Annotated in this window: 10 protein-coding genes; 5 read left to right on the top strand and 5 right to left on the bottom strand. The window is 69.8% G+C overall.

What is annotated here, in order from left to right; all coding sequences use genetic code 11:
• The first annotated feature begins 50 nt into the window (after positions 1–50).
• The 5 genes from ACGFWE_RS21545 to ACGFWE_RS21565 all read left to right on the top strand — a co-directional run bounded on the left by ACGFWE_RS21545 (position 51) and on the right by ACGFWE_RS21565 (position 8,234).
• Positions 51–1,520: an aldehyde dehydrogenase family protein gene (locus ACGFWE_RS21545; protein WP_393600981.1), complete on the top strand. Its 1,470-nt coding sequence runs from the start codon at positions 51–53 to the stop codon at positions 1,518–1,520.
• Positions 1,521–1,540: 20 nt separating this feature from the next.
• Positions 1,541–2,629 carry a glycine betaine/L-proline ABC transporter ATP-binding protein gene (locus tag ACGFWE_RS21550; RefSeq protein WP_393600983.1) on the top strand — a complete coding sequence of 363 codons (1,089 nt, stop codon included), beginning with the start codon at positions 1,541–1,543 and terminating at the stop codon, positions 2,627–2,629.
• Entirely contained in the window at positions 2,629–4,638 is a 2,010-nt protein-coding gene (locus tag ACGFWE_RS21555) for an ABC transporter permease (protein ID WP_393600985.1), read from the top strand. Before ACGFWE_RS21550 ends, ACGFWE_RS21555 begins: the two co-directional genes overlap by 1 nt.
• Before the next feature lie 13 nt (positions 4,639–4,651).
• The gene (locus ACGFWE_RS21560) at positions 4,652–5,617 is read left to right on the top strand and encodes an ABC transporter substrate-binding protein (RefSeq protein WP_393600987.1); all 966 of its coding nucleotides are present in this window, start codon (positions 4,652–4,654) and stop codon (positions 5,615–5,617) included.
• Positions 5,618–5,795: 178 nt separating this feature from the next.
• Complete coding sequence (locus ACGFWE_RS21565) at positions 5,796–8,234, top strand: FAD-dependent oxidoreductase (protein ID WP_393600989.1); 2,439 nt, start codon at positions 5,796–5,798, stop codon at positions 8,232–8,234.
• Between the two features lie 7 nt (positions 8,235–8,241).
• On the opposite strand, the gene ACGFWE_RS21570 is transcribed toward ACGFWE_RS21565, so the two are convergent.
• The 5 genes from ACGFWE_RS21570 to ACGFWE_RS21590 all read right to left on the bottom strand — a co-directional run bounded on the left by ACGFWE_RS21570 (position 8,242) and on the right by ACGFWE_RS21590 (position 15,184).
• The gene (locus tag ACGFWE_RS21570; RefSeq protein ID WP_352386861.1) at positions 8,242–9,033 is read right to left on the bottom strand and encodes an IclR family transcriptional regulator; all 792 of its coding nucleotides are present in this window, start codon (positions 9,031–9,033) and stop codon (positions 8,242–8,244) included.
• 75 nt (positions 9,034–9,108) lie between these two features.
• Positions 9,109–11,703, bottom strand: coding sequence for a CBM35 domain-containing protein (locus ACGFWE_RS21575; RefSeq protein ID WP_393600991.1), 2,595 nt, complete (start codon positions 11,701–11,703; stop codon positions 9,109–9,111).
• Between the two features lie 57 nt (positions 11,704–11,760).
• The gene (locus ACGFWE_RS21580) at positions 11,761–12,615 is read right to left on the bottom strand and encodes a carbohydrate ABC transporter permease (RefSeq protein ID WP_328975254.1); all 855 of its coding nucleotides are present in this window, start codon (positions 12,613–12,615) and stop codon (positions 11,761–11,763) included.
• Entirely contained in the window at positions 12,612–13,568 is a 957-nt protein-coding gene (locus ACGFWE_RS21585; protein ID WP_352386857.1) for a sugar ABC transporter permease, read from the bottom strand. The genes ACGFWE_RS21580 and ACGFWE_RS21585 overlap by 4 nt, the downstream gene beginning before the upstream one ends.
• Before the next feature lie 305 nt (positions 13,569–13,873).
• Positions 13,874–15,184, bottom strand: coding sequence for an ABC transporter substrate-binding protein (locus tag ACGFWE_RS21590; protein WP_393600994.1), 1,311 nt, complete (start codon positions 15,182–15,184; stop codon positions 13,874–13,876).
• Positions 15,185–15,352: the final 168 nt, after the last annotated feature.

A 15,352-nucleotide genomic window follows, 5' to 3' on the forward strand; every position in this document is an offset into this window, starting at 1 on the left:
AGCAATGCGGTGCGCGATGCGCAACGAGATTCGCTCGAAGGGCTCCCGACGTGGCAGACCTGTATGTGGACGGGAAGTGGCGGGAGCCGGTGGCCGGAGGCCGTCGGGAGATCCGCTGTCCCGCCGACGGCACGCTTTCCGCGACCGTGTCGGAAGGCACCCGCGCCGACACCGAGGCGGCCGTCGCGGCCGCCCGCCGGGCCTTCGACGAAGGGCCCTGGCCGCGCACCCCCGAGCGAGAGCGGGGCGCCCTGCTGCTGCGCACCGCAGACCTGATCGAGCGCGACGCCAAGGAGTTCGCCCGCGCCGAGTCGCTGGACACCGGCAAGCGGCTGGTCGAGAGCGAGTACGACATCGCCGACGTCGTCTCCTGTCTGCGTTACTACGGCGGGCTCGGCGGCACCGACGCCGGCCGTGTGATCGACACCGGCCGGGACGACGCCGTCAGCCGCGTGGTCTACGAGCCGATCGGGGTGTGCGGTCTGATCACACCGTGGAACTACCCACTTCTGCAAGCGAGTTGGAAGGTGGCCCCGGCCCTTCTCGCCGGCAACACCATCGTCCTCAAGCCCAGTGAGCTCACCCCCTCCACCGCAATCCTGCTGATGAGGGCCCTGGAGGAGGCCGGACTGCCCGCCGGTGCGGCCAACCTCGTCCTCGGCACCGGGCCCGAGGTGGGCGCGCCGCTCTCGGAGGATCCCCGGGTCGACATGGTCTCCTTCACCGGAGGCGTGGAGACCGGCAAACGGATCATGGCGACGGCCGCCGCGAGCGTGAAGAAGGTCGCGCTGGAACTCGGCGGCAAGAATCCCAATGTCGTCTTCGCCGACGCCGACTTCGAGACGGCCGTGGACTTCGCGCTCACGGCCGTCTTCCTGCATTCGGGGCAGGTCTGCTCGGCCGGTGCCCGGCTGATCGTCGAGGACTCGCTGCACGACCGGTTCGTCGACGAGGTGGTCCGCCGGGCCCGGCAGATCCGCCTCGGCGGGCCCTTCGACCCCGAGGCCGAGACCGGGGCGCTGATCTCGGCACAGCACCTGGAGAAGGTCGAGGCGTACGTCGCCGCCGGGCTCGCCGAAGGTGCCGTACTGCGCTGCGGTGGTGAGCGTCCCGCCGACCCCGCCCTCGCGAACGGCCACTACTACCCGCCCACCGTGCTCGACGAGTGCCGGCAGGACATGCGGGTGGTGCACGAGGAGTCCTTCGGGCCGGTGCTGACCGTGGAGCGGTTCTCCGGTGAGGACGACGCCGTACGCATCGCCAACGACACCGAGTACGGCCTCGCCGGTGCCGTCTGGACGCAGGACGCCGGCAAGGCCCAGCGGGTCGCCCGCCGGCTGCGGCACGGCACGGTGTGGATCAACGACTACCACCCCTATGTGCCGCAGGCCGAGTGGGGTGGCTTCGGGCACTCCGGTGTGGGCCGGGAACTGGGACCGACCGGCCTGGACGAGTACCGCGAGCCCAAGCACATCTGGCAGAACATCCAACCCCGGCCGCAGCACTGGTTCCGCGGCTGAACGCCGAGAAGAGGTCGACCATGACCCCAACCCAGACCGAGGTGCCGCCGCGCCGCGGCACCCCTGAGGACGCGGCGCCCACGCCCGTCATATCCGTACGCGGGCTGTGGAAGGTGTTCGGGCCGAAGGCGGACCAGGTACCCGACTCCGAGGAGCTGCGCGGGCTCACCCGCCGCGAACTCATGGACCGCACCGGCTGTACCGCCGCCGTGCGGGACGTGGGCTTCGACGTCGCGCCCGGCGAGGTCTTCGTCGTCATGGGGCTGTCCGGCTCCGGCAAGTCCACCCTGGTGCGCTGTCTGACCCGGCTGATCGAGCCCACCGCCGGCGAGATCGTCTTCGAGGGCGAGGACATCCGGGACGCCGACGAGCGGCGACTGCGCGAACTGCGGCGCAGCAAGTTCTCCATGGTCTTCCAGCACTTCGGTCTGCTGCCCCACCGCCGCGTCGTCGACAACGTGGCGTTCGGCCTGGAGATCCGCGGCCTGGGCCGGGCCGAGCGCACCAGGCGGGCGCTGGAGGTCGTCGAACTCGTGGGCCTGTCGGGGTACGAGAACTCCTACCCCGACCAGCTCTCCGGCGGTATGCAGCAACGCGTGGGCCTGGCAAGGGCGTTGGCCGGCGACCCGGACGTCCTCCTCTTCGACGAGCCGTTCTCGGCACTCGACCCGCTGATCCGCCGGGACATGCAGAGCGAGGTCATCCGGCTGCACCACGAGGTCGGCAAGACGATGGTGTTCATCACCCACGACCTCTCCGAGGCGCTGAAGCTCGGCGACCGCATCCTCATCATGCGGGACGGAAAGACCGTCCAGTGCGGCACCGGCGACGAACTCGTCGGTGCTCCCGCCGACGACTACGTACGCGACTTCGTCAAGGACGTGCCGCGCGGCGATGTGCTGACCCTGCGCTGGATCATGCGTCCGGCCACTCCCGAAGACCCTCTGGACGGACCCGAGTTGGGCCCGGACGTCGTGGTGAAGGAGGCCACCCGGGCCGTCCTCGCCGCCGACAGACCCGTCAAGGTCGTCGAGAACGGCAAACTGATCGGCATCGTCGGCGACGAGGAGATCCTCGCGGTGGTCGCCGGGCAGGAAGGCGACGCGTGATGACCGTCGCCATCGAGAAACCCGGGAAACCGGGGCAGACGAAGCAGGCCGAACCCCCTCCGCCCGCCACCCCCGTACGCAGGATCAGCCGGTCCATGGTGGTCGGCGCGATCCTGGTCGTCTGGCTCCTCCTGTTCGCCGTACTGCGCGGAAAGCAGACCCTGTCGCTGGCCGCGGCCGACCTCACCGATCTGCACCGCCGGCTCAACGACGTCAACGACTCCATCGGCGCCGACCGCAACTCCAACCCGCTCTTCCTGTACGGCTTCAACGAGATCCGGCTGGTCATCGACAACCTGGTGACCTTCGTGCAGGACCTGATCTCCCAGCCGTCCGGCGACCGGCCGCTCCCGCAGATCGGCTGGCTCGGCGTCGTCGGCCTCGCCGGCTACGTCTCCTGGGCGGTGGCCAACTGGCGGGTCGCGCTGCTGGCCGTGGCCGGCTTCACCTTCCTCGGGCTCCAGGGCCTGTGGCAGGAGAGCATGGACACCCTGGCCCTGACCCTCTCCGCGGTCCTGGTGGCGCTGCTGTTCGCCCTCCCGCTGGGCGTGTGGGCGGGCCTGTCCGAGCGGGTCAACCGGATCGTCACCCCCTTCCTGGACTTCATGCAGACGATGCCGACCTTCGTCTACCTGGCGCCGCTGACCCTGTTCTTCCTCATCGGCGGGGCTTCCGCGACCATCGCCACCGTCATCTACGCGGCACCACCGGCCATCCGCATCACCGCGCACGCCATCCGTTCCGTGCCCGCGACGACGGTCGAGGCCGCCGCCTCCATGGGAGCCACCCGCAGACAGTCGCTGCTGAAGGTCCTGCTGCCGATGTCCAAGCGGACCGTGGTGATGGGCGTCAACCAGACCATCATGGCCGCCCTGGCCATGGTGACCATCGCGGCCCTGATCGACGCCCCCGGACTCGGCAAGACCGTGGTCCAGGCCCTGCAGTCCCTCGACGTCGGTACGGCCTTCAACGCGGGCCTCGCCATCGTCGTCATGGCGATCGTCCTGGACCGCGTCACCACCGCGGCGAGCGGACGCGCGGAGGCGGCCCGGCGCTCCGGTAACCCGCTCCTCAAGTGGCGGCGGCACCTGCTCGCCGCCGGGGGAGTGGTGGCGGCCGTACTCGTGTATCTGTCGCACACCTACGTGTGGGCGGCCGAGTTCCCCGGCGACGGCACCACCGGCAGCAACATCGCCAAGGCAGCCGACGACGTGACCACCTGGGCCCAGGACAACCTGTCGGGGCTCACCAACGGCTTCCGCGACGTCATCACCAACGGCCTGCTCAACCCGTTCCAGACGCTGCTGACCGACTCCCCGTGGTGGCTCGTCGGCGCCGCCCTCATCGGGATCGCCGTAGTGCTCGGCGGCTGGCGCGCCGGCGTCACCACCGCCGTGTGCGTGGGACTCCTGGTCGCCACCGGCGTGTGGTCGGACGGCATGACGACCCTGGCCTCGACCGTCGTGGCCACCGTCCTGGTCATGCTGCTCGGCATGGTCGTCGGGGTGTGGATGGGCCGCAGCGCGCTGGTGGACCGGCTGGTACGGCCCACCCTCGACGCGGCCCAGGTCATGCCGCCCTTCGTCTATCTCGTGCCGTTCCTCGCCCTGTTCGGGGCGACCCGATTCACGGCCATCGTCGCCGCGATCGTCTACGCGGCCCCGGTCGCCATCAAGATCATCGCCGACGGGGTGCGGACCGTGCCCGCGGCCACCGTCGAGGCGGCGACCTCCACCGGGTGCAACACCTGGCAGATCATCACCAAGGTCCAGCTGCCGATGGCCCGCAGCGCCCTGACGCTCGCGACCAACCAGGGCCTGATCTACGTGCTGTCGATGGTCGTCGTCGGCGGCCTGGTGGGCGCCGGCGCGCTCGGCTACGACGTGGTGGCCGGCTTCTCGCAGGGACAGCTGTACGGCAAGGGCCTGGCGGCCGGACTCGCCATCGTCCTGCTCGGCGTCATGTTCGACCGGATCACTCAAGCAGCGGCTCGCCGCACCAGTAACTGAGGAGCACGACACGATGGCAAGACACTGGCGAGCCGGCGCGGCCGGCCTGGCCGTCCTCGGCCTTTCCCTCACGGCCTGCGGCGGCGCGAAGGTCGGTGACTCCTCGGAGGCCGGCGGCTCGGGCAGCTCCGGCACGTGCGGCACCTTCAACCTCGCGGTCAACCCGTGGGTGGGCTACGAGGCCGACGCGGCGGTCGTCGCGTACGTCGCCGAGCACGACCTGAAGTGCAAGGTCACCAAGAAGGACCTCAAGGAGGAGATCGCCTGGCAGGGCTTCGGGACCGGCGAGGTCGACGCCGTCCTGGAGAACTGGGGCCACGACGACCTGAAGAAGAAGTACATCACCCAGCAGAAGACCGCAGTGGAGGCCGGCTCGACCGGCAACAAGGGCATCATCGGCTGGTACGTGCCGCCGTGGCTGGCCAAGGCCCACCCGGACATCAAGAACTGGAAGAACCTCAACAAGTACGCCGCGCAGTTCAAGACCTCGGAGTCCGGCGGCAAGGGCCAGCTCCTGGACGGCGACCCGTCGTACGTCACCAACGACGAGGCGCTGGTGAAGAACCTGAAGCTGGACTTCAAGGTGGTGTACGCGGGCAGCGAGACCGCGCTGATCCAGGCGTACCGCAACGCCGAGAAGAACAAGGAGTGGGTGATCGGCTACTTCTACGAGCCGCAGTGGTTCCTGTCCGAGGTGCCGCTGGTCAAGGTCGACCTGCCCGCGTACAAGACGGGCTGTGACGCCGATGCGGCCAAGGTCGCCTGCGACTACCCGGTCTACGACCTCGACAAGATCGTCAGCGCGAAGTTCGCCAAGTCGGGCAGCCCGGCCTACGACCTGGTGAAGAAGTTCAACTGGACCAACGACGACCAGAACACCGTGGCCAAGTACATCGCGGTGGACAAGATGACGCCGGACGCGGCGGCCAAGAAGTGGGTCGACGCCAACCGCGCCAAGGTCGACGCCTGGATCAAGTAGGGCGTTCACGGTGCCTGGTGGGCGGTGCGCACAGTGCGCACCGCCCACCGGGCATTGCCGTTTTCGAGGTCTTTCCACGAGGTCACAGCCCTCTTGACACCCACCTGAACGGCAGGCACATTGAGTTGCGCAGCCTGAATCGTGTTGCGTACAAAGCAACTTAACCGGAGGTGCGGCGATGGCGGGACCCCGAGTGGTCATCATCGGAGCGGGCGTCGTCGGCGCGGCACTGGCCGACGAGATCTCCACACGCGGCTGGACCGAGGTGACCGTGGTCGACCAGGGCCCCCTCCCGGCCACCGGCGGATCGTCCTCGCACGCCCCGGGCCTGGTCTTCCAGGCCAACTCCTCCAAGACCATGACCGAGCTGGCCCGCTACACCGTCGAGAAGCTCAGCTCCCTCGACGTCGACGGACAGCCCTGCTTCCTCCAGGTCGGCGGCCTGGAGGTGGCGACCACCCCGGAACGCGTCACCGAACTCCACCGCCGGCAGGGCTGGCTCACCTCCTGGGGCGTGGAGTCGCGGATCGTGACCGCCGACGAGTGCGTCGACCTGCACCCCCTGGTCAACCGCGACCGGGTCCTCGCCGGCCTCCACATCCCCACCGACGGCCTCGCCAAGGCCGTCCTCGCCGTCGAGGCCCAGATCCGCCGCGCCACCGAGCGCGGAGTGACCTTCCTGGCCCGCCACGAGGTCCTCGACGTCCTCCAGGCCGACGGGGAAGTGACGGGCGTCCGCACCGACCAGGGCGACCTGCAGGCCGACATCGTCGTGTGCTGCGCCGGCATCTGGGGCCCGAAGATCGCCCGCATGGCCGGCATGAACCTCCCGCTCACCCCGCTCGCCCACCAGCTCGCCTGGACCGGCCCGGTCCCGGCGCTCGCCGGTCAGACCGAGGAGGCGGTGCGCCCGATCCTGCGGCACCAGGACGCCGACCTCTACTACCGCGACCGCCATGACACCCTCGGCATCGGCTACTACGGCCACCGCCCCATGCCCATCACCGCCGACGAGATCCTCTCCGTCGACGAGGCCGATGGAATGCCGTCGGTCCTGAAGTTCACCGAGGACGACTTCGCGGACGCCTGGACCGAGACCCAGTCACTGCTCCCCGCCACCCGCGAGGCCAAGGTCGAGGAGGCCATCAACGGCCTGTTCTCCTTCACCACCGACGGGCTGCCCCTCCTCGGCGAGTCCCCGGACGTCAAGGGCTTCTGGGTCGCCGAGGCCGTCTGGGTCACCCACTCCGCCGGCGTCGGCCGGGCCGTCGCCGAGTGGCTGGTCGACGGCCACTGCTCCTCCTTCGATCTCCACGAGTGCGACGTCAACCGCTTCGAACCGCACCAGCTCTCCCCGGAGTACGTCCTGGCCCGCGACTGCCAGAACTTCGTCGAGGTCTACGACATCCTCCACCCGCTCCAGCCCTCCGGCGATCCCCGCCCGATCCGCACCAGCCCCTTCCACGCCCGCCAGCAGGAGCTGGGCGCCTTCTTCCTTGAGGCGAACGGCTGGGAGCGGCCGCACTGGTACGAGGCCAACGCACACCTGGTGGAAGGCCGTTCGATCGTCACCCCCGACGACTGGGCCGCGCGGTACTGGTCGCCCATCGTCGGCGCCGAGGCCCAGGCCACCCGCGAGACCGTCGCCATGTACGACATGACGGCCCTCAAGCGCCTGGAGGTGAGCGGGCGGGGAGCGGCCGACTTCCTGGAGCGGCTGTGCACCGGCAAGGTCGCCAAGTCCGTCGGCTCGGTGACGTACACCTTGCTGCTGGACCACGACGGAGGCATCCGCAGCGACATCACCGTCGCGCGGCTGGCCCCCGACCTCTTCCAGGTCGGCGCCAACGGCAACCTCGACCTCGACTGGTTCACCCGCCACCTGCCCGCCGACGGCACCGTCCAGGTCCGCGACATCACCCCCGGCACCTGTTGCATCGGACTGTGGGGACCGCTCGCCCGGGACGTCCTCCAGCCGCTCACGGACGAGGACTTCTCGGCGACCGGCCTGAAGTACTTCCGCGCCAAGCGCGCCCACATCGGGCCCGTCCCGGTCACGGCCATGCGCCTGTCGTACGTCGGCGAGCTCGGCTGGGAGCTGTACACCACCGCCGACCTCGGCCAGAAGCTGTGGGACACCCTGTGGCGGGCGGCCCGGCCGCTGGGCGGGATCGCCGCCGGCCGGGGCGCCTTCAACACCCTCCGCCTGGAGAAGGGGTACCGCTCCTTCGGCACCGACATGACCTACGAGCACGACCCCTACGAGGCCGGAGTCGCCTTCGCCGTCAAGGCCGACAAGGAGGACTTCGTCGGCAAGGCGGCACTGGAGCGCCGCAGGGCCGACGTACGCCGGAAGCTGACCTGCCTGACGATCGACGACCCGCGGTCCGTCGTCATGGGCAAGGAGCCGGTGTACGACGGGCAGCGAGCGGTCGGCTACGTCACCAGCGCGGCCTTCGGCCACACGATCGGCAAGGGCATCGCCTACTCCTGGCTGCCGGCGGAGCTCGCGGTGGCCGGCCGGTCCCTGCACATCGGCTACTTCGACCGGCGCGTGGAGGCGGTCGTGGCCGAGGAGCCGCTGTTCGACCCGGCGATGTCCCGGCTCCGGGGGTGAGCGGGCGTCAGCCCACGTAGCCGAGCCGGCGGCTGAGTTCGTCGGCGCCCGCCACCAGCACCGGTGCCAGCTCGTGCATCCGCTCCTCGGTGAGGCGGAAGGCGGGACCCGAGGCGGTGAGGGCGGCGACGACCTTGCCGTCGCCCGAACGCACCGGCGCCGCCATGGCGTTGAGGCCCTCCTCGTACTCCTCCACCGTCATGGCGTAGCCCTGCTCTCGGACCCGGACCAGCTCCGCCTCCAGCGTCTGCGGCGAGGTCAGTGTGCGGGCCGTCATCCGTTCTAGACCGGCCGTGGCGACGAGCTCGCCCCGGCGCTCGTCCGTGAGATGGGCGAGCAGGACCTTGCCGCTGGAGGTGCAGTGCATCGGCGTCAGCCGGCCGACCCAGTTCTGCGCGGTGATGGCGGACCGGCCGCGCACCTGGTCGAGGTTGATCACATGGTGGGACTCCAGGACCGCGATGTTCATCGTCTCGCCCAGTTTGTCGGCGAGGCGCTCGCAGATCCCGCGGCCGTACTTGGTGACGTCGATGCGCCCGGTGACCGCGCCGGCCAGCCGCACGATGCCGAAGCCGAGCCGGTACTTCCCGCGCTCGCCCTCCTGCTCCACCATCCCGTGCGCCTCCAGCGCGCCGAGCAGACGGAACGCGGTGGACTTGTGGACGTCGATCGCCTCGGCGACCTCACTGACGCCTGCCTCGCCGCGCTGGGCGAGGATCTCCAGCACGGTGACGGCCCGGTCGACGGACTGCACCCCGCCGCCGGACGCGCCCCCGGACTCGGTGCCGTTGTTGCTCATGGCGGAACCATATGCGAACAGGTCAGCCGTGCGGGGCCCGGTGTCCGGCACCGGGCCCCGCACGGCGCGCGGCCGTCAGCGGGTGAGCGGTGCGACCGTGATCCGGTCGACGTTGGGCGCGTACGCCGTGGGGTTGGCCAGGGTGACGGTGTTGGTGCCCGCGGAGAGGGTCACCGGCACCGGCAGCTCCCAGTAGTTGTTCCAGCTGTAGTTGTTGCGGAACATGACCGTCCGGTCGGTCCCGTTGACGCTGATCCGGGCCGCGCGGGAGACCACGTTGGTGTTGTAGTTCCCGGAGCCGGCGACCTGGTTGTTGGCGTAGCGGACGTTCATGACGTAACGCCCGGCGCTCGCCGCGCTGACCTTGAAGGTGAGCGTGTTGTCCGCGCCGTTGCCGATGTAGCCGACGTACTTGCCGCCGGAGGCCCAGGTGTCCGAGGTGACCACGGCGGTCCCGGCGAGGGTGGCGTCCTCGGCCTGGTAGGCGGTCACGCCGGTGGTGTCGGCGCTCGCGGCGACGCGGAGGTCGCGCAGGGTCAGGGTGGCGGAGCCCGACGCGGCGGCGGTGACGCGGTTGTTGCCCGCCGACAGGTACAGCCGTGAGGTCCTGGTGGTGGCCTTGCCGCCGGTGGAGGCCAGCTTCACGGCGGTGGCGCCGTCCAGGGAGAGCGTGCCGATGCCGTTGGCGGCGTAGTCGGTGCGGACCGTGTAGTAGCCGTCGGTCGGGGCGTACACGTCGAAGGTCGCCGAGTCCGCGCGGTCCAGGGTCAGGGCACCGGCGCCGGTGATGCCGGACACGGAGTAGCCGTAGCCAGGCGTGCCGGTGACGTCGGTGTAGGTGGCCGGGTAGAGGGTGTCCGCGGTGGAGGCGGCGGTGAGGTCGACCTTGTCGAGGGTGACCTCGTTCGTGCCCTTGGCGAGGGCGATGGTGTGGCTGCCCGCGGTCAGTGACAGCGAGGCGCGGGCGGTGGCGCGGTAGGTCCAGTTCAGGGTCGGACCGTAGGTGACGGTCTGGGCCGCGCCGCCGTCCACGGTGAGGGTCTGGGTCGCCGGGGCGCCGGACTGGTTGCCGTAGAAGACGTCGAGGTCATAGGTGCCCGTGGTGGGGACGTCGACCGTGAAGGCGACCTTGCTGGTCGGCTGGTTGAGGCTGCCGACGTCCTTGGTGCCCGAGGTGGCGTAGCCGTAGGCGTTGGACACCGAGCCCTGGGTGTAGACCGTCCCGCCGGTGATGGCGGCGTTCTCGGCCTCGTACGACGCCGACCAGGGGACGGAGGGCGGAGCGGGCGCGTCCTTGCCGGCCGGGTTGACGGTGACGCGGTAGGCCGACATCGGGTCGAGGCCGGTCAGGGGCACGGTGATGCTGCCGTCGGCGGCGACCTTGTAGGTGCTGCGGGCCAGGACCCTGGGCGCGGGCGCTCCGCCCTCGTAACCGCTCCAGGCGGTGCGCTCGACCGAGACGTCGACCTTGCGGCCGAAGGAGGACGGGATGTGCTGGATCACGGTGTCGGCCGCGCCGGAGGTGCCGCCGCCGAGGAGCACCTGGGCCTGCTTGCGGCCGGTGTCGAGGGAGGCGATGCCCTGGAGCGTGTCGGTGGTGTTGGCCTGCGGCGGGGTCACCTTGGCGGTCTTGCCGCTCAGGCCCGCGTACCAGCGCATCAGCCACCAGTTGCCGTTCGGGATGTTGGTCTGGGCGACGTTGTCGTCCAGGTTCCCGGCGATGTCCCAGTAGGCGAGGTCGGCGTCGACCTTGTTCCGCTCGAACATCGACATCCACTGGACCATCTGCCCCGGCACGGACAGGTCACGGCGGTCGGCGTACTCGTTGATGTTGACCGGCCGGGGGCTGATGCCCGTCTTGGTCTCGAGGGTCCGGTAGGCGGCGAGGGTGGACTCGAAGTGCGCCAGGGAACCGGGGTCCAGTTCGTGCCAGGTGGTGATGTCCGGCAGGACGTGGTGCGCCTTGGCCCACGGGTAGAAGTCGCCCATGAGCCGGGAGTCGTAGTGGGTCTCGTTGGGGCCGGCGATCCGGGCGTTCGGGATGATCGACCTGATCTTGGCGTAGACGGTCGCCCAGTCGCTCTCGAAGCTGCTCAGCGCCTTCGCGTAGGTCGTGGCGTCCGAACTGCCGAGCCCGGTGTACCAGTTGCCGTCCGGCTCGTTGAACGGCACCCACACGAACGCGGAGGCGTCCGGACGGGCCGCCACCTTGCGGACCATGGTGTCGACCTTGGCCAGGTAGTCGCTCAACCCGTTGTTCTCGTAAGGCCAGTTGGCGTACACGTCCTGCATGTAGATCAGGTTGTCGCCGCCCCCCGTACGGGCGAACTGGGACTGGACGACCAGCGCGTCGCCGTTGGGGTGCTGGGCCCCGTCCGGCGCCTTCGTGGCGATCGTCCTCAGATGCAGGGGCGCGACCACGCTGTCCCCGGGCACACCGTCGTCGCTGAGGCCGTACAGGGCGCCGTTGGCGCCGTGCATGACCGCGCCGGTGGTGGTGCCCAGGTCGACCTTGAGCTGGGGGGCTGCGGCCTCGGCGGCGGGCGAGGCGAGGAAGGAGCCGACGAGTGCGGACACGGCGGCCGCGCCGACGAGGCCGACGAGGCGCCGGGTTCTGCGGGGCTTGTCGGGCAGGGCGGATGTACGAGGTAGGGCTGACGTACGGGGCATGACGGACCTCCTCCTCCCGCACCGTTGCGGGAGGCTCGGACGGCTTCGGGGGTGGGATTACTTGACGGCGCCGCTGGTGATGCCGGAGACGATGCGGCGCTGGGCGATGACGAAGACGAGCACCATGGGAAGGCTCATCATCACGACGTAGGCGAAGATCAGATGCCAGTTGTTGAGGTACAGCTGGGCACTGGCGACCTGGTAGAGGTTGAGCGGCAGGGTCGCCCTGTCCCCGCCGCCGAGCACGAAGAACGCGTAGAAGATGTCGCTCCAGGCGAACAGCATCACCATGATCGTCGCGGTGGCGATGACCGGCCGCAGCAGCGGCAGGATGATGCGCCAGAAGACCCGCACCGGACCGGCCCCGTCCATGCGCGCCGCCTCCTCCAACTCCTCGGGGAGCGCGCGGATGAACCCGGTCATGAAGAAGATCGAGGTGGACAGGTACATCCCGGCGTAGACGCCGATCATGCCGGGCCGGGTGCCGGCCAGGCCGAGCTGGCGCAGCTCCATGACGATGGTGATCACCGCGGGGGGCAGCAGCAGTCCGCTGATGCTCAGCGCGTACAGGGCGTTGACCAGCCGCCCCTTGCGACGGGCGAACACCCAGGCGGCACCGGCCCCGAGGAGCAGGACCAGGACGACCGAAGGGGCCACCACCAGAAGGCTGTTGACGAAGCCCTGGACGATCTTGCCCTCGTCGAAGGTCTGCTGGTAGTTCGCGGCGGCCTGGGCGTGGTGGGGCAGGGACAGGTTGGGCTTGATGGCCTCGGCCTGCGGCTTGACCGAGGTGACCGCGACCAGCCACAGCGGGATGCCGATGGTCACGGCGGCGATCAGCAGCACGACGACGGGCTGGACCCAGCGCCACGGGCGCCGGTGGACGGGCGCGAACGCGCCGACGGTGGTCACTGGTTGTTCTCCCTGCGGCGCAGACCGACGATGACGGGCACGGCGAGGACCACGACGATGAGGAACAGCACCAGGCTCATCGCCGAGGCCTGCGCGTAGAGCCCCTGACCGAAGATGCGGAACATGTAGATGTTGAACACCTCGGTCTCGCTGCCGGGTCCGCCCGCCGTGGTGGCCTGGACGATGTCGAAGGTGTTCATGGAGCCGATGAGCGCGGTGGTCACGTTGAACGTCACCGCCGGTGCCAGCAGCGGGAACCTGATCGACCAGAAGGTCCGCCAGCCACCGGCCCCGTCGATCCGGGCCGCCTCCAGCACATCACCGGGCATGCTCTTCAGCCCCGCCAGATAGATCAGCATGGCCAGCCCCATCCACTTCCAGCCGTGGATGAGCGTGACGACGACCAGCGTCCAGGTGGTCGAGCCGAGCCAGGGCGTGTCGACGGGGTGACCCGCGAGCGAGGACAGCACGCCGTTGAGCGCCCCGTCCTGGGCCAGCAGGGCCCGGAAGATGTAGCCCACCGCCAGGGCGGAGATCAGCACGGGCAGGAAGAACACCGCGCGGAAGAAGCGGTTGAAGCGGGTGTCGCGCTCCAGGAGCAGCGCGAGCCCGAGACCGAAGCCGTTCTGGAAGACGGCCACGAGGACCGCGTACTCCAGGGTGATGCGGATGTCGCGGACCATCGACCCGTCGTGCAGGATCGTGGAGAAGTTCGAGAAGCCCACGAAGCCGATCTGCGGGTGGAACGCCGACCAGTCGGTGAACGGGTAGACGAAGTTCAGCAGGTTCGGCAGCAGGAAGAACACCCCGAACACGGCGAGCGCGGGCACCGCGAACCACCACGGCTGGCTGGCCCCGCGACGGGACCGCCCGCGCCGGCCGGGACGCGCGGCCCGGTCCGTTTCCTGCGTGCGCGTGGCGTCACCGACGCCGAGGGTGGCTGTGTCCGCCACGATTCAACCTCCGGTACGGGGCCCCGGGCTCGCCGCCGACGGGCGGCCCGGGGATGGGGCTGGCTGAGGGTGTCCTGGGACCGGGTCCGCTCCGACCGGCGCCGCGAGGGAGGCGGGCCGGGCCGAGCGGGGTGCGATGCGCTGCGCCCGGACGCGGAGCGGGGGATGCCGAGACGCCTTCCGCTCCGGGACGACCGGCGACGACGCGGCTGAGGAGCACAGTCCGCCCGAGCGGTTGGAGCTCGTCCGCCGGGCCCCCTGCCACCGGAGCGACCCGCAAGGCACCCGCCAGGGGATGGTGCCGGTCAGAAGCCGGAGACGCCGCGGGCCTTGAGGACCTGGTCGAACTGGTCCTCGGCGGCCTGGGCGACCTGCTTCGGGCTCTTCTTGCCGTAGATCATGTCGGCGAGGGCGAGGTGGATGTCGGGGGCGGTCAGCGCCTTGACCTGGAAGACACCGGTGGCGGTGGAGAGCGCCTCGGCCTGGGCGATCGCGGTCTGCGGCAGTCCGGCGGGGTTGGGCACGGACGGCTGCACCGAGACGAGCTTGTTGGCCTTGATGTAGGCCGGGTAGTCCTTGCCGAGCCAGAAGGACAGGAACTGCCGGGCGGCGTTCTGGCGCTTGTCGTCACCGGTGTTGAACGCGACCACGCCGTTGGTCTGGTCCGGCGAGTACTCGGCCTTGGCGGCGCTGTTGGACAGGGGGAACCAGCCCAGCTTCTCGTCCATGTCCGCGGTGTCGAAGGTCGCCTGGATCTCGGACTGGAGCGAGGTGACGTTGACGGCCATCGCGGCGCTGCCGTCCATGATCGCCTTGCCCTGGTCGACGAAGGTCGCGGTCTTGTAGTTCTTCTGCGCGAGCCCGCCGTCGAGGACCTTCGTCTTGTACTTGGTGATGGCGTCGACGATGGTCTTGTTCGTCCAGGAGTCCTTGTTCTTGTTGAGGCTGTCCCAGAACGTCTGCGACAGGTCCGTCATCTGGAGCTGCACCTGCCACTGCAGCGGCCACTTGTCGCCGCCGACCTCGAAGAAGGGGGCGACGCCCGCCTTCTCCTTGATGGTCTTCGCGTCGGCGAGCAGCTCGTCGTAACTGGTGGGCATCTTCGTGATGCCGGCCTTCTTGAAGACGGCCTTGTTGTAGTAGACGCCGAGCACCGCGGGGCTGGTGACGATGGCGGCGTAGCGGTGGCCGTCGACCTGGCCGAGGCTCTGCTCGGTCTTGCCGAGCTTGGAGACCCAGTCCTCCTTGTCGAGCTGGAGCAGGTTCTGGGCCGGCTGGATGAAGGGCAGTGTGCTGCCGGTGGGCTGCCAGAACATCAGGTCCGGCTTGGTGCCCGAGGCGAGCTTGGTCGGCACGTTGGACTCGTACGGGTCGGGGATCACCTCGGTGGAGATCTTGGCCCCGGTGGCCTTCTCGAACGCCTCGATGGCCTGCTTGGGCTCGGAGACGCTGTTCTGGGCGACCCACATCGTGAGCTTGACGCCCTTGAGGGAGGCGGTGGCGTCGACCGACCCGGTGGGTGCGGCGCCGCTGCCGCCGGCGGTGCTGTCGCTGCACGCGGTGGCGGTCAGCCCGATGACACAGGCGGTGGCGAGGACGGAGACGGCTCTTCTCATGGCGGGATCCTTGGTCGTGCGGAGGGTGAGGGTGAGGGTCAGAGGCGGTGCGGCGGAGATCGCGGTGCGGTGCTGCGGTGGGTGTCTGCGATGCGGTACGGCGGAGGGCGGGTGACTGTCGGGGGCGTGAGGTCGGGTGCCGGTCGGAGTCGGGAGGTCGGGTGCCGG

The organism is Streptomyces sp. NPDC048523 (genome assembly GCF_043199815.1).
Classification (GTDB): domain Bacteria; phylum Actinomycetota; class Actinomycetes; order Streptomycetales; family Streptomycetaceae; genus Streptomyces.

Coding starts and splice junctions, on each gene's coding strand:
- ACGFWE_RS21565 (WP_393600989.1), top strand. CDS start 5,796: ATGGCGGGACCCCGAGTGGTCATCATCGGAGCGGGCGTCGTCGGCGCG.
- ACGFWE_RS21590 (WP_393600994.1), bottom strand. CDS start 15,184: ATGAGAAGAGCCGTCTCCGTCCTCGCCACCGCCTGTGTCATCGGGCTG.
- ACGFWE_RS21575 (WP_393600991.1), bottom strand. CDS start 11,703: ATGCCCCGTACGTCAGCCCTACCTCGTACATCCGCCCTGCCCGACAAG.
- ACGFWE_RS21560 (WP_393600987.1), top strand. CDS start 4,652: ATGGCAAGACACTGGCGAGCCGGCGCGGCCGGCCTGGCCGTCCTCGGC.
- ACGFWE_RS21570 (WP_352386861.1), bottom strand. CDS start 9,033: ATGAGCAACAACGGCACCGAGTCCGGGGGCGCGTCCGGCGGCGGGGTG.
- ACGFWE_RS21550 (WP_393600983.1), top strand. CDS start 1,541: ATGACCCCAACCCAGACCGAGGTGCCGCCGCGCCGCGGCACCCCTGAG.
- ACGFWE_RS21555 (WP_393600985.1), top strand. CDS start 2,629: ATGACCGTCGCCATCGAGAAACCCGGGAAACCGGGGCAGACGAAGCAG.